At 65.1% G+C, this 13,325-nt stretch carries 16 protein-coding genes; 10 read left to right on the top strand and 6 right to left on the bottom strand.

The window, feature by feature from the left end:
- Positions 1-91 precede the first annotated feature (91 nt).
- Positions 92-619 carry a thioredoxin family protein gene (locus Y88_RS13335; RefSeq protein ID WP_018075474.1) on the top strand — a complete coding sequence of 176 codons (528 nt, stop codon included), beginning with the start codon at positions 92-94 and terminating at the stop codon, positions 617-619.
- Between the two features lie 3 nt (positions 620-622).
- On the opposite strand, the gene Y88_RS13330 is transcribed toward Y88_RS13335, so the two are convergent.
- The 3 genes from Y88_RS13330 to coxB form a co-directional block, all read right to left on the bottom strand.
- Entirely contained in the window at positions 623-1,588 is a 966-nt protein-coding gene (locus Y88_RS13330; RefSeq protein WP_018075475.1) for an alpha/beta fold hydrolase, read from the bottom strand.
- A gap of 146 nt (positions 1,589-1,734) precedes the next feature.
- Positions 1,735-3,417: a cytochrome c oxidase subunit I gene (gene ctaD / locus Y88_RS13325; protein ID WP_008070136.1), complete on the bottom strand. Its 1,683-nt coding sequence runs from the start codon at positions 3,415-3,417 to the stop codon at positions 1,735-1,737.
- A gap of 27 nt (positions 3,418-3,444) precedes the next feature.
- Positions 3,445-4,455, bottom strand: coding sequence for a cytochrome c oxidase subunit II (gene coxB / locus Y88_RS13320; RefSeq protein ID WP_008070134.1), 1,011 nt, complete (start codon positions 4,453-4,455; stop codon positions 3,445-3,447).
- 206 nt (positions 4,456-4,661) lie between these two features.
- Between coxB and pyrE the strand changes: the two genes are divergently transcribed.
- Genes pyrE through Y88_RS13275 form a run of 9 tightly spaced genes read left to right on the top strand, consistent with a single transcriptional unit; the run spans position 4,662 to position 11,000 of the window.
- Positions 4,662-5,258 (top strand): orotate phosphoribosyltransferase, encoded by a 597-nt coding sequence (gene pyrE, locus Y88_RS13315; RefSeq protein WP_008070132.1) that lies wholly within the window; start codon positions 4,662-4,664, stop codon positions 5,256-5,258.
- Between the two features lie 7 nt (positions 5,259-5,265).
- Complete coding sequence (locus tag Y88_RS13310; RefSeq protein ID WP_008070130.1) at positions 5,266-6,009, top strand: pyridoxine 5'-phosphate synthase; 744 nt, start codon at positions 5,266-5,268, stop codon at positions 6,007-6,009.
- Complete coding sequence (gene acpS / locus Y88_RS13305) at positions 6,006-6,419, top strand: holo-ACP synthase (protein ID WP_008070129.1); 414 nt, start codon at positions 6,006-6,008, stop codon at positions 6,417-6,419. Before Y88_RS13310 ends, acpS begins: the two co-directional genes overlap by 4 nt.
- Before the next feature lie 38 nt (positions 6,420-6,457).
- Positions 6,458-7,312: a signal peptidase I gene (gene lepB / locus Y88_RS13300; RefSeq protein ID WP_232281087.1), complete on the top strand. Its 855-nt coding sequence runs from the start codon at positions 6,458-6,460 to the stop codon at positions 7,310-7,312.
- A gap of 27 nt (positions 7,313-7,339) precedes the next feature.
- A complete protein-coding gene (locus Y88_RS13295) occupies positions 7,340-8,470 on the top strand; it encodes an AI-2E family transporter (RefSeq protein WP_232281070.1) in 1,131 nt (376 codons plus the stop codon).
- Positions 8,471-8,472: 2 nt separating this feature from the next.
- Entirely contained in the window at positions 8,473-9,603 is a 1,131-nt protein-coding gene (locus Y88_RS13290; RefSeq protein ID WP_008070125.1) for a DUF3089 domain-containing protein, read from the top strand.
- Positions 9,600-10,067: a Holliday junction resolvase RuvX gene (gene ruvX, locus Y88_RS13285; protein WP_008070124.1), complete on the top strand. Its 468-nt coding sequence runs from the start codon at positions 9,600-9,602 to the stop codon at positions 10,065-10,067. The genes Y88_RS13290 and ruvX overlap by 4 nt, the downstream gene beginning before the upstream one ends.
- Positions 10,068-10,107: 40 nt before the next feature.
- Positions 10,108-10,593 carry a PaaI family thioesterase gene (locus tag Y88_RS13280; RefSeq protein ID WP_008070123.1) on the top strand — a complete coding sequence of 162 codons (486 nt, stop codon included), beginning with the start codon at positions 10,108-10,110 and terminating at the stop codon, positions 10,591-10,593.
- Positions 10,590-11,000, top strand: coding sequence for a PaaI family thioesterase (locus Y88_RS13275; RefSeq protein WP_232281069.1), 411 nt, complete (start codon positions 10,590-10,592; stop codon positions 10,998-11,000). Before Y88_RS13280 ends, Y88_RS13275 begins: the two co-directional genes overlap by 4 nt.
- On the opposite strand, the gene Y88_RS13270 is transcribed toward Y88_RS13275, so the two are convergent.
- Genes Y88_RS13270 through Y88_RS13260 form a run of 3 tightly spaced genes read right to left on the bottom strand, consistent with a single transcriptional unit; the run spans position 10,990 to position 13,322 of the window.
- On the bottom strand, positions 10,990-11,772 hold the full coding sequence (locus Y88_RS13270) for a precorrin-2 dehydrogenase/sirohydrochlorin ferrochelatase family protein (protein ID WP_008070121.1): 783 nt from the start codon (positions 11,770-11,772) through the stop codon (positions 10,990-10,992). The two genes, Y88_RS13275 and Y88_RS13270, sit on opposite strands and share 11 nt — an antisense overlap.
- Complete coding sequence (gene lysA, locus Y88_RS13265; protein ID WP_008070120.1) at positions 11,769-13,028, bottom strand: diaminopimelate decarboxylase; 1,260 nt, start codon at positions 13,026-13,028, stop codon at positions 11,769-11,771. The genes Y88_RS13270 and lysA overlap by 4 nt, the downstream gene beginning before the upstream one ends.
- Before the next feature lie 24 nt (positions 13,029-13,052).
- Positions 13,053-13,322 (bottom strand): hypothetical protein, encoded by a 270-nt coding sequence (locus tag Y88_RS13260; protein ID WP_008070119.1) that lies wholly within the window; start codon positions 13,320-13,322, stop codon positions 13,053-13,055.
- Positions 13,323-13,325: the final 3 nt, after the last annotated feature.

Genomic DNA, 13,325 nt, shown 5'->3' with positions numbered 1-13,325 from the left:
CAAAGTGAAAGCGCATTTTACAATGCTGCTGGAAATGTCCGCCAATCAGGCTATCACCCCCATAATATCTACCGATTCGATGGAGTTTTCCATGAAGTTTCCCAAGCGCGCGCTTTCCGGCCTGATGCTTGCCGCTCTCGCGCTCTCCCCCGCGCTGGTTGAAGCCGCGATCCCGGCTCCGCGCGTGGGTATCGCCAGTTTCAACGACCTGCCCAAGCCGTTGCCCCTGCCTTATGACGAAAGGGCCGATGCGAACCGCGCCGTGACCGAAGCCCGCCAGCGCGCGCGGCTCCAGCACAAGCTGCTGCTGATCGATCTGGGCGGCAACTGGTGCCTCGATTGCCGCCTGCTCGCCGGAACGATCGAAACGCCCGCGCTCAAGGCGTTCGTCGCCAAGCACTATGAAGTCTTGACCGTTGACGTTGGCCGGTTCGACCGCAACGGGCAGATCCCGGCCCGCTACGGCATCAAAGGCCGTCTGGAAGGCGTTCCCGCCGTCCTGATCGTCGATCCGGCGACCGACCGCCTCGTCAACCCGGGCCATGTCACCGCCCTTTCCGACGCCCGCAGCCTGTCGCCGCAGGCGCTGGCCGACTGGCTTGCCAGCTGGCTCGGGTAAAGCTCAGGGCAGCCCGGCGAGCCAGTCGAGCAGAAGCCGATTGACCTCTTCGGGCCGTTCCTGCTGCGTCCAGTGGCCACAGCCTTCAAGCATGTGGCCCACGACATGAGGCGCAAAGCGGCGCATCATCGCGACCGGATCGGCGACTTGCCCGAACAGGGTGCTCGCCGGGTCGCGCGTGCCGCCGATGTAAAGCGCAGGCTGATCGAGCGTGCGCCCGGCAAACTGCGACAGCCAGGCATAGTCGGCTTCGTGATTGCGATAGCGGTTGAGCGGCCCGCGAAAGCCCGAGGCGGTAAATTCGGCAGTATAGAAATCGAGATCGGCCTCGCTCAGCCAGTCTGGCAGGCGTTCGGGTTCAGGCAGGCTGTCGAGCAGGTTAGAATCGGCCGGCTTGGGCGCCCACGCGGACGCAGGCGCATCGCCCGAAGCCGAGGTGAGGAACAGGCGCAGCGAACGGCGGACATCGGCCTCCAACTCGGCCTCGGCCCGGCCCGGCTCCTGAAAATACTCCTGATAGAAGAACAGGCCCTTGGCCGTGAACAGTTCGCGGAAGACTTGCGTGAACGGCCGCTGGGGCACGCCGGTGAAGGGCACCGAAAGCCCCGCCACCGCGCGGAACAGGTCGGGCCGGGTAAAGGCGGAATTCCACACGATCGGCGCGCCCCAGTCGTGCCCGACCAGAATCGCGGGCGCGTCGGGTTGCAGCACCTGTTTCAAGCCGACAACATCGCCGACAATCGCCTCCATGGCATAGGCGGCAATGTCCTGCGGCTTGTCCGACCCGCCATAGCCGCGCACGTCGATGGCCGCGACCTTGTATCCGGCAGCAGCCACCGGGCCGATCTGGTGCCGCCAGGAATACCAGCTTTCAGGAAAGCCGTGGACCATGACGACCAGCGGCCCTTCCCCTTCGAGCGCCACTTTGAGCGACAGGGCGCCAACGTCGATCTGGCGAAATTCAGGCACCGGCTTCTCCCACACTGATTTTTAATTGATCGACTAAACCTAGCAGTGCGGAGCCCAAAAACAAGACACCCCGGCGTTGCGGCCGGGGTGCTTTGATCGACGGTGGTCGAAGCAAGTTGGTCGAGGGGAATCAGCGCCCCGGAAATTCAGTGTACAGCGGCGGTATCGATCACCGGCAGGGTTTCGAACTGGTGGAACGGCGGCGGCGAGGACAGCGTCCATTCGAGCGTGGTGGCGCCTTCGCCCCAATAGTTGCCTTCCGCACGGCGCCCGAACATCAGGGCATAGGCGATGTTGACGAAGAAGATCACGACGCTGACCGACATGATCATGTAGCCGACGGTCGCAACCGAGTTCCAGTGTTCGAAGGCCGGAGCATAGTCGGGGTAACGGCGCGGCATCCCCTGCATCCCCAGGAAATGCATGGGGAAGAAGATCATGTTCACGCCCACGAAGAAGACCCAGAACTGAACATGGGCAAGGAACTCGCTGTGCCAGCGGCCGCTCATCTTGGGGAACCAGTAAAAGAACCCGGCGAAGAGCGCGGTCACCGCCCCGAGCGAGAGCACGTAGTGGAAGTGGGCGACGACGTAATAAGTGTCCTGGAGATTGTCGTCGATGCCGCCATTCGACAGCACCACCCCGGTCACGCCGCCCAGCGTGAACAGGAAAATGAAGCCCATCGCCCAGACCATCGGCGATTTGAATTCGATCGACCCGCCCCACATCGTCGCGATCCACGAAAAGATCTTGATGCCGGTCGGGACCGCGATGACCATGGTCGCGGCGGTGAAATACATCTTGGTGTCGACGTCGAGCCCGGTCGTGTACATGTGGTGGGCCCACACGATGAAGCCCACGACGCCGATCGCGACCATCGCATAGGCCATGCCGAGATAGCCGAAGACCGGCTTTTTCGAGAAGGTCGAGATGATCTGGCTGATGATGCCGAAGCCGGGCAGGATCATGATGTAGACTTCGGGGTGGCCGAAGAACCAGAACAGGTGCTGATAGAGCACCGGATCGCCGCCGCCTGCCGGATCGAAGAACGTCGTGCCGAAATTGCGATCGGTCAGCAGCATGGTGATCGCCGCGGCCAGAACCGGCAGCGACAGCAGCAGCAGGAATGCCGTGACCAGCACCGACCACACGAACAGCGGCATCTTGTGCAGCGTCATGCCCGGCGCGCGCATGTTGAAAATGGTGGTGATGAAATTGATCGCCCCCAGGATCGAGCCCGCGCCGGAAAGATGCAGCGCGAAAATCGCGAAATCGACCGCAGGGCCCGGCGATCCCGTCGTCGACAGCGGCGCATAGACCGTCCAGCCGGTGCCCGCGCCGTTGCCCATCCCGCCCGGAACGAAGGCCGACATCATCAGCGAGCAGAACCCGGTGAACGTCAGCCAGAACGAGACGTTGTTCATGCGCGGGAACGCCATGTCCGGGGCCCCGATCATGATCGGCACGAACCAGTTGCCGAACCCGCCGATGATCGCGGGCATGACCATGAAGAACACCATGATCAGGCCGTGCGCGGTGATGAGGACGTTCCAGAGGTGAAGCTGCTGGTCGAAACTCGCGTCCTTTTCCCCGAGGATGCGGGCCACCACGCCAAGGTACTGGATGCCCGGATGCATCAGTTCGGCGCGCATCAGCCCTGAAACCGCGCCGCCGACCACACCGGCGAAAATCGCGAAGATCAGGTAGAGCGTCCCGATATCCTTGTGATTGGTGGACATGAACCAGCGGGCGAAAAAGCCCGGCTTGTGTTCGTGCGCCCCTTCATCGTGGACGCCAAAGGTTTCATGATCGGCGGGAATGGTGGCCATGAGGTCGCCCCTTGATCCTTCGATATGTCAGACGCGAGGCTGCGCGGGGGCGCCTGCGGTGGAAGCGGAAGCCGTTGCAGGCGCACCGATGGTGCCGCCCTGAGCCTTGATCCAGGCGTTGAATTTCGCCCGGGGCACGGCTTCGACCACGATCGGCATATAGCCGTGGCGCACGCCGCACAGTTCGGAACACTGGCCGTAATAGACGCCCGGTGTGTTGATATGCAGGACCTTTTCATTGATCCGGCCGGGGATCGCGTCCAGTTTGAACCACAGCGAGGGAACCGAGAACGAGTGGATCACGTCCGCACCCGTGGTCTGGATGCGAATGTCCTCGCCCGCCGGGACGACCATGCGGTTGTCGGCCCCAAGCTGCGGCTGCTCGCCGCGCTTGAGCGCCTCGTCGGAACTCAGGATGTTGGAGATCACTTCGAACCCGCCGTTGTCGGGATAAGTATAGCCCCAATACCACTGGTATCCGGTGATCTTGACGGTCAGCGCATCCTTGGGCGCGGGCTTGTACTGATGGGCGAGCAGGCGGATCGAGGGAACCGCAATTACCACCAGCACCAGCACCGGAATCAGCGTCCACGCCACTTCGAGCGCGGTATTGTGGCTGGTCTTCGACGGCACCGGATTGGCCCGGCGATTGAAGCGCGCCATCACCACCAGCAACAGGAACAGCACAAACAGGGTGATCACGGTGATGATCGGCAGGAGCAGCGCATTGTGCATGCGCAAGGCTTCCTCGCCTGTCGGGGAATACTGGTTCTGGAATGTCCAGCCTCCCGGCGTGGGTTGTCCCTTGCCAGCGACGGGCCGTGCCGGGACATAAACGGCCGAGTCGGCCGCCTGTGCCGCGATGGCCAGCGTCCGTGCCTGCAACGGACGCGCAGAGGCGACCGTCGGCGTGAAAACCACGGCGAGCATGACGCCCAGCCACACGAATGCCTTGCCCAAGGCACGGAATTTCCCGTGAATATTCATCGTCGGAACGTCCGATCCCTCTTTGCGCCAGATCAATGACATCAGGCGCATCCCAAAACATGTTTTATTGTTATCGTCTGCTATACGCCCGCTTCCCCAGCGGCTCAAGCAGGCACTTTCCGATTTTTCGCCACGGATTTAAGGACACATGCGCCCGCGCGCGAAAATGCTTGCCGTTCGGGCCACGGCGCGCCATTTGCCGGGAAAAGCCGTCCGGGCCTTTGGCACCGGGTATCTGCACAGCCTTCGGATCACACATGCAAGACAGCGAAATCCTTTCCGAATTCCGCGCCAGCGCGGCCCTTCTCGAAGGGCACTTCCTGCTCTCGTCGGGCCGTCACAGCGCCCATTACCTGCAGTGCGCGCGCGTTTTGATGGACCCCATGCGGGCCCAGCGGCTGGCAACCGCGCTTGCCGCCAAGCTGCCGCGCGACCTGCGCCAGCAGATCCAGAAAGTGGTTTCGCCCGCCATGGGCGGCGTCATCATCGGCCATGAGATGGGCCGGGCTCTCGGCGTCGAGGCGATGTTCGTCGAACGCCCGACCGGCACGTTCGAGCTACGCCGCGGTTTCTCGCTACAGCCGGGCGAACGCGTGCTGATGGTCGAGGACGTCGTCACCACCGGCCTTTCCAGCCGCGAAGCGATTCGCGCGATCGAGGAAGCGGGCGGCAAGGTCATCGCGGGCGCCGCGCTGGTCGATCGCTCCGCCGGAGCCGCCGATCTCGGTGTGCCGTTCCACCCGCTCATCACCCTGAGCTTCCCCACGTACGCCGAAGACGAACTGCCGCCCGAACTGGCCGCGACTCCCGCGATCAAGCCCGGCAGCAGAGCGCAGGCACAAACGGGCGAGTAAACGCGCGATGACGCAGGCCGGCACGCTCCGCCCGTTGCGGCTGGGGGTCAACATCGACCACGTCGCAACGATCCGCAATGCCCGCGGCGGGGAACACCCCGACCCGGTGCGTGCGGCCGAAATCGTCGCCAGCGTCGGCGCCGACGGCATCACCGCCCACTTGCGCGAGGATCGCCGCCATATCCGGGACGAGGACATCGCCCGGATCCAGGCGGCGACCAGCCTACCGCTCAATTTCGAGATGGCCGCGACCGAAGAAATGGTCGCGATCGCGCTGCGCCACAAACCCCATGCGGCCTGCATCGTGCCCGAACGGCGCGAGGAACGCACGACCGAGGGCGGGCTCGATGCTGCCGGACAGCACAACCGCCTCGCCCCGATCGTCGCCCGCCTTTCCGACGCGGGCATCCGCGTCAGCCTGTTCATCGCCCCCGAACCGCGCCAGATCGAGGCCGCGATCAAGCTGGGCGCGCCGGTCGTCGAGCTGCACACCGGCGAATATGCCCATGCGATCGGCGAAGCGCAGGCAGTCGAATTGAAGCGGATTGCCGACATGGCCGCCCTTGCCGCCGTCAACGGCATCGAGCCCCATGCCGGGCACGGGCTGACATTCGAGAATGTCCAGCCGATCGCCGCGATCCCGCAGCTGGCCGAACTCAACATCGGCCACTACCTTATCGGCGAAGCGATCTTCACCGGCCTTGGTGCTGCCGTACGCCACATGCGCGCCTTGATGGACGAAGCCCGTTGATCATCGGCCTCGGCTCGGATCTGTGCAATATCGAGCGCATTCAGGCTTCGCTCGACCGCTTCGGCGAACGGTTCGAGGACCGGGTGTTCACCGATGCCGAACGGGCCAAGGCCGCGCGGCGCCCGTTCACCCGCGCCGGAACGCTGGCCAAGCGGTTCGCCGCCAAGGAAGCCTTTTCCAAGGCGGTCGGAACCGGTTTCAAGGCGGGCGTGTTCATGAAAGACATCGGCGTCGTCAACGCCCCGTCGGGGGCGCCCACGCTCGCCCTGACCGGAGGCGCGGCGGAACGCCTTGCCGCGATGACCCCGCCCGGACACGAGGCGATCGTCCACCTCACGCTGACTGACGACCACCCTTGGGCCCAGGCCTTCGTCGTGATCGAGGCGCGCCCGATCGGAACTTCTGCGTGAAGGACGAACCCGAAACGCTCGACCTTGGAACCGCGCCGATGACCGAACCTGCAAAGAGCGATGGTCAGCATCACGAGCGCGCGAACTGGCTGGTCGAATTGCGCGGCCTCGTCATGATGCTGGTCGCGGTGGTCGTGTTCCACAGCCTCGTCGCCAAGCCGTTCTACATCCCGTCGATCTCGATGATGCCCAACCTGCTGGTCGGCGACCGGCTGGTGGTGTCGAAATATCCCTATGGCTGGTCGTGGGTCTCGGCCTCGTTCCACGTGCTGCCACGTTCGGCGACGCGGATCTTCCCGCACACGCCCGAATACGGGGACATCGTCATCGTCGTGCCTCCCGCCAGCGACGAGGATTACATCAAGCGCGTCGTCGCCTTGCCGGGCGATCGCATCGCGGTCGTCGGTGGGCAGATCATTCTCAACGGCAAGCCGATCCCCCAAGCGGTCGAAGCGCCGCTCGAACTGCCGGTCGATGCGAACCAGCCCTGCGAACCGGACGAATTCCCCGGCCTGCGCTATCGCGGCGCGGACGGGCGGCTTTATTGCGACTTGCCGATCTTCCGCGAAACCCTGCCCAACGGGGCGACCTATCGCATCATCGATCATCGCGACCAACCGCTCGACAACTATCCCGAAACCCGCGTTCCCGAAGGCTATGTGTTCCTGATGGGGGACAATCGCGACCATTCGGCCGACAGCCGCGCACCGATCGAGGAAAAGGGCCTGGGCGGCCCGGTTCCCTTGTCGAGCGTGGGCGGACGGGCGGAATTCACCACCTTTTCCTTTGACGGCAGCGAAAGTTTCAACCCGCTGTCCTGGTGGAAAGCCTTGCGACCGGGGCGGTCCTGGACCAGACTGCGCCCGATGATCGTCCATGACGGTCACAAATGACGGAAACCGATGGCGGGCGGGGGCCACATGGCGAATGAACCGGGCAGCGACGGCATGCCTGTGACCGGTCCGCAAAATCCCCTGCCCGGCTCACACGCTTCCACGACGGGCCCCACCGATATCAACGACGGCGCGATCCGCACCGAGATCAAGCGGGCTGTCGTCTGGATCGGCGTTGCCACGCTGACCGGCCTTGCCATCTATCTTGCCCAGCCCTTGCTGGTCATTTTTGGCGGGATCGTGTTCGGCGCGATGATCGACGGCGGGCAACGCCTGCTCCGGCGCGTGCTGCCGGTGCCGCGCATCCTGCGCATCGCCATCGTTCTCCTCGGCGCGGTCGCGTTCCTCGTATGGCTGGCAGTCTTTGCGGGCAGCCAATTGGCGGCACAGGCGGCCGCCATGCCCCGCCTGATCGCGACGCAGGCGCAAAAGCTGGGCGACATTGCCCATGCGCACGGGCTCTTCGTCGAAAAACTCGACGCCTCGCGCATCGCCGAACAGATCGCGGGCGGGGTCGGCCCCGTCACCCAGGCGCTCGGCGGCCTGTTCGGCGGGTTTACCACCGCGTTCCTGATCATGATCCTGGGCATCTATTTCGTGCTCGAACCCGACCTTTACCGTCGGGGGCTTGCCTGGCTCATGCCTGCCGAAAGCCGGGACCGCTGGCACGATACCGCGCACCTCATGGGCCGCGCGCTGCGCCGCCTGCTGTTCGGGCGGCTGATCGGGATGACATCCGAAGGCATCGCGACATGGCTGCTGCTGTGGCTGTGGAACGTACCCATGGCCGCTCTGCTCGGGCTGCTTACGGGACTGCTCGCGTTCCTGCCCAATATCGGCGCGCCGATTTCCGGGGCGCTGATGATCCTCGTCGGGTTTTCCGAAGGCACCCATACCGGCCTTTATTGCGTGGCGGTCTATCTGATCGTGCAGACGGTAGACGGGAATATCGTCGTGCCGATGGTCGCCAAGAAGACCGCCGACCTTGCCCCCGCGCTGGTCCTGGGCGCGCAGCTCATTTTCGGGGTCCTGTTCGGGCTGCTCGGCCTGATCCTTGCCGATCCGCTGGTCGCCATGCTCAAGATCGCGCTGGAGCGGCAAGCCGCCCGCAACCACACCATTCGGGAAGACGACCTTGCCCGGGAGCGCGAGGGATAATCGTGAAACGCCCGCTGCTCGCCTTTGCCGGGCTGCTCGTGGTGATGGTTCTGGCGGCGATCGCGTTCCTCCACACGGCCGGATTTGCCATCGAGAGCTTTCGCATGGCGCCGCGCGTCGCCTTTGCACCGCAAGCTCCGCTGCCGCCCCGCGCCTATGACAACCCGGCCCTGTGGATCGCCCGTCCCGACATGCCCGGGAACCCCGCCGACTATCTGCCCGCCGGCATGGTCCCGGAGCGAGCAGGACCGGCCTATGTCTTCTTCGTCCATGCGACCTCGTTCTTTGGCCGCAACCACTGGAACGCGCCTCTCACCCACGCCGATTCGCAGATCCGCGCCGCCCATTCGGTTCAGGCGATGGCCAGCGCCTTCAACGGGGAAAGCGGCGTCTTTGCTCCCCATTACCGGCAGGCGACGCTGGGCAGCTTCTTCATCGACGATCCCGCATCAGAGCGCGCCGAAGCCGTGGCCGAAGGCGACGTCCGGCTTGCCTTTGCACAGTTCCTGCGGACCGTTCCGGCAGATGCGCCGATCGTCCTTGCCGGGCACGATCAGGGTTCGCTGATCCTGCTCCACCTCATGCGTGACATCGCCCATGACGGCCCACTCGCATCGCGGATCGTCGCGGTCTATCTGGCGGGATGGCCGGTCTATCCCGGACACGACCTTGCAGTTGCAGGCCTGCATCCCTGTCGCGCGCCCGATCAGGTCGACTGCGTGATGAGCTGGATCACATTTGCCCAGCCGGCCGATCCCACAATGATACACGACCTCTTCGCCCATTACCCCGCACTCGACGGAACCCATCCCCACGGCGAACCGATCCTCTGCGTCAATCCCTTGACCGGAGGCGCGGCGCCCGACGCGCCCGACAGCGCCAATCGCGGCAGCCTTGCTCTGGCCGACGAATATCACCGCGCCGGACTGATCCTGCCCGCGACCGGCGCGCACTGCGACCCGGCATCGGGCATCCTGCTCGTGAGCCATGCGCCCCGGATCGGCGAACTGGTGCTGCCGGGGAACAATTACACCGCCTATGACTACGCCATTTTCTGGCGCAACCTGCGCGATGACGTCCAACGCCGAACCATGGCCTGGGTCGACGCGCACAGCCGGGGACACACGACATGATCACCACTGCAATCGGCGAATTCCGCGCCGCCCTTTCCGAAGGCGGCGTCCTCATGGGCCTTGATCCCGGCACCAAGACCATCGGCATTGCCCTGTGCGACGCGGGCTGGCGCTTTGCCTCACCCTCGCACACGCTCAACCGGCGCAAGTTCGCGCAGGACAAGGCCGAAATCGTCGGGATCATTGCCCAGCGTTCGGTCCGGGGCATCGTCATCGGCCTTCCGCTCAACATGGACGGCAGCGAAAGCCCGCGCAGCCAGGCCGCCCGTGCCATGGCCCGCAATCTTGCCGACCTTGCCCTGCCCACCCTGCTCTGGGACGAACGCTGGACCACACAGGCGGCCGAGCGGGCGATGATCGCGCAGGACATGAGCCGGGCCAAGCGGGCCGAGCGGATCGACGCCCATGCGGCGGCTCTCATCCTTCAGGGCGCGATCGATGCCCTGGCGGGCGCCGCATTCTGAGTTGGTTGCAAAACGAAACCGTATCAGGCAGGACGCGACGATGAGCCGACCGGATGAGACGAGCGCCTTCGAACAATTCCTTCGCGCCAGCGGGTTCGACCCCAAGCGCTGGAAACACGGCGCGATCCCGCCCGGACACAGCGGTTTCGTCGGGATGCGCTATCGCGATCACGGCGACAAATGGGTCGAGCTGGAATTCGACTGGCGCGAGGATCTGGTCGGCGATCCCGAAACCGGGGTCATCGCGTCCGGGCCGATCATCAGCCTGCTCGACAATGCCACCTCGATGTCGGTCTGGGCCACCCACAAGCAGTTCCTGCCACAAGTGACACTCGACTTGCGCATCGACTATACCCGCGCCGCCGTCCCGCACCGGCCGATCATCGCCCGGGCCGAATGCTATCAGTTGCGGCGGTCGATGGCCTTCGTCCGGGGCATTGCCCACGACGGCGATCCCGACGATCCGGTTGCCCACGCGGCGGGCGTCTTCATCCTTGTCGAACCGCAGGAATGGGCCAAGGCATGACCTATATCGACCTTCCCCCCTATGCGCAGGCGATGGGCATGGAAATCGACGGGCACGAAGACGGCATCCCGATCATTGCCATGGATTTTGCCGACCGCGTCACCGGGCGTCCCGGCTATCTCCATGGCGGGGCCATCGGTGGTCTTCTCGAAATGGCGGGCTTTGCCGCGCTCCATGCCGAACTCGACCGGCAGGGGCTCGACGTGCGGATCAAGCCGGTCAACATCAACATCGAATTCCTGCGCGGCGGGATCGAACAGCGCACCTTCGCCAAAGGCACGGTGGTACGCTCGGGGCGGCGGATCGCCAATGTGCGGATCGAAGCGTGGCAAGGCGACGCATCGCGCCCGCTGGCGGCATGCTGGATGAATTTTCAGCTTTCGCCCAAAGAGACGCCTAAGCTCTAAGCTGCAATTCGACGACGATCCCGTCCGCCGGTTCGGGATCGCCGGGCGCGAGCCGCATCGCGTCGGCACGCGCCCGGGCAAGGATCGCGGGCGGCACGGACCGGTCGGCAATGATCGCGTCCGCTTGCCCCAGCAGACGGGCCTGCCGCAAGGTAAGGTCGTCGGGGTCGAGGCTGTTCAGCACGACACGATAGCGCCCCGAAGCCCCATGCACGGCCCCGGCCAGCCAGTCGGCAACCGCATCGGGACCATGGGCGATGAAGGGATCGAGCGCGCCTCCGGCTTCCAGCGCATGATCGAGCGCGCGGCGACGGTCCGCTGCGCCGGGAAAACGCGCCCGCACCGCCTCGCGCGCGGCGGAAAGGGCGAGCGCCAGTCCCCCGATCCCCTGAGGCAGCAGGCGTTCGAGCCGCAGGCGCAGAGCTTTCGCCAATCCCGCACTGGCCCCTGCCGTCCCGATCGCGACAATGACCGGCGCCCGGTCGATCAGCGAGGGCGTGGTGAAATCGCAAAGTTCGGGCCGGTCCACCACATTGACCAGGAGCCCCGCACAGCGCGCGCGCAAGGCATCGGCCTGCAAGGCGGTTTCGTCGTCGTGGGCGATGAAAGCCAGCCGGGCGCCGGTGTCGATCCCTTCGCCAAGGTCATCGACCACCAGCCCCCCGGCCCTTTCGACCAGCCGCCGTTTGGCCGCTGCCGCTTCGCCCACGCCCAGAACCACGACCGGTCGGCCGTGCAGGCGATGGAACAGCGGCAGCGCGGGCAGGCTCACACGAGGAAGTCCGGCACCCGTTCGGCCGACAGGATCGTTGCGGGAACGATGCGATCGGCAACCACGGCCCAACGCTCGCCGTCGACCATGACTTCGGGCACCATCGGGCGCGAGTTATAGGTATTGGCCATCGTCGCGCCATAGGCCCCGGCAGTGCGGAACACGGCAAGATCGCCCCGCGCGACTTCGTCGATGTCGCGCGCCATGGCGAACGTATCGCTCGATTCGCAGATCGGACCGACGATATTGGCCGTGATCGTCTGCCCGTTCGGCGTGACGGCGGCAAAGTCGTGCCACGCGTCATAGAGCGCGGGGCGGGCAAGATCGTTCATCGCCGCATCGACCACGACCCAGGGATGACCGACGCCTTCCTTCACGCGCACGACGCGGGTGACGAGAACCCCGGTGTTGCCGGTGATGACGCGGCCCGGTTCGAACATCAGCGTCACGCCCCAGTCGGCCGTGACCCGCGCGATCATCGCGGCATACTCTTCCGGCTGGGGGAAGACATCGCCCGCCTTGTAAGGCACGCCGACGCCGCCGCCCAGGTCCATGTGGGTAATCGCATGTCCGGCCGCGCGGATTTCGCGCATGAGCCCACCGATCTTGGTGAACGCGGCTTCGAGCGGAGCAAGGCTCGAAAGCTGGCTGCCGATGTGGAGCGCAAGGCCACGCATGGCAAGGCCGGGTTCGGCCGACAGGCGGGCAAAAATGTCCGCGGCACGGTCGAAGGGAACCCCGAACTTGTTCTCGGCCTTCCCGGTCGAGATCTTGCCGTGGGTTCCGGCGTCCACGTCGGGATTGACGCGCAGGGCGCACGTCGCTGTCTTGCCGAGGCGCTGCGCCAGTTCGGCAAGCTCGAGCCCTTCCTCCGCGCTTTCGAGATTGAATTGCCCGATCCCGGCCTCAAGCGCGCGGATCATTTCCGCCTCGGTCTTGCCGACGCCCGAGAACACGATTCCCTCGGCCGGCATCCCGGCTGCCAGCGCGCGTTCCATCTCGCCGCCCGAAACCACGTCGGCGCCATAGCCTTCCGCGGCCAGCACCTTGAGCACGGCAAGATTGGGGTTCGACTTGACCGCAAACGCGATCTTCGTCGCGGGCAGGATCGAGAGCGCATCGCGGAACACCCGTGCATGGCGGGTCAGCGTCGCGCGCGAATAGACATAGACCGGCGTTCCGACAGCGTCGGCAATGCGCGGCAGCGGCACGTCTTCGGCGTGAAGGACGCCGTTGCGGTATTCGAAATGGTCCATGGGATAAAAGCTTTCAGCGCAAGATCAGTTTTCGGGCGGCAGGTCGAACGGATCGTCGGCCCGTTCTTCCGAACGGGTACGGACGTCGATGCTGCGTTCCGGTTTCGCTTCGACCGGGGCGTGAAGCAGATTGTCCGCCGACGGCCGGTCCCCACGTCCATAGGGCGCGATCGGCAGATCCTTGCCCGGTTCAGGTTTGAGCGAGCGGCGATTGCCGCAACCGGCCAAAACGAGCGAACCGAGAAGGACGAGCGCAACCGCGCGCAGGGCGGGACGGGTCGTCAGATGGGACATCGT

This window comes from Novosphingobium nitrogenifigens DSM 19370 (assembly GCF_000192575.1).
Classification (GTDB): domain Bacteria; phylum Pseudomonadota; class Alphaproteobacteria; order Sphingomonadales; family Sphingomonadaceae; genus Novosphingobium; species Novosphingobium nitrogenifigens.
The sequence above is the reverse complement of the archived record's forward strand: the minus strand, read 5'-3'. Positions and strand labels throughout refer to the sequence as shown.

Bases quoted from the DNA above. Each gene is read 5' to 3' on its own strand.
- lepB (WP_232281087.1), top strand. From the start codon at position 6,458: ATGACCGAACCTGCAAAGAGCGATGGTCAGCATCACGAGCGCGCGAAC.
- Y88_RS13295 (WP_232281070.1), top strand. From the start codon at position 7,340: ATGGCGAATGAACCGGGCAGCGACGGCATGCCTGTGACCGGTCCGCAA.
- Y88_RS13280 (WP_008070123.1), top strand. From the start codon at position 10,108: ATGAGCCGACCGGATGAGACGAGCGCCTTCGAACAATTCCTTCGCGCC.
- pyrE (WP_008070132.1), top strand. From the start codon at position 4,662: ATGCAAGACAGCGAAATCCTTTCCGAATTCCGCGCCAGCGCGGCCCTT.
- Y88_RS13275 (WP_232281069.1), top strand. From the start codon at position 10,590: ATGACCTATATCGACCTTCCCCCCTATGCGCAGGCGATGGGCATGGAA.
- ctaD (WP_008070136.1), bottom strand. From the start codon at position 3,417: ATGGCCACCATTCCCGCCGATCATGAAACCTTTGGCGTCCACGATGAA.
- Y88_RS13335 (WP_018075474.1), top strand. From the start codon at position 92: ATGAAGTTTCCCAAGCGCGCGCTTTCCGGCCTGATGCTTGCCGCTCTC.
- lysA (WP_008070120.1), bottom strand. From the start codon at position 13,028: ATGGACCATTTCGAATACCGCAACGGCGTCCTTCACGCCGAAGACGTG.
- Y88_RS13310 (WP_008070130.1), top strand. From the start codon at position 5,266: ATGACGCAGGCCGGCACGCTCCGCCCGTTGCGGCTGGGGGTCAACATC.
- ruvX (WP_008070124.1), top strand. From the start codon at position 9,600: ATGATCACCACTGCAATCGGCGAATTCCGCGCCGCCCTTTCCGAAGGC.
- coxB (WP_008070134.1), bottom strand. From the start codon at position 4,455: ATGCGCCTGATGTCATTGATCTGGCGCAAAGAGGGATCGGACGTTCCG.
- Y88_RS13260 (WP_008070119.1), bottom strand. From the start codon at position 13,322: ATGTCCCATCTGACGACCCGTCCCGCCCTGCGCGCGGTTGCGCTCGTC.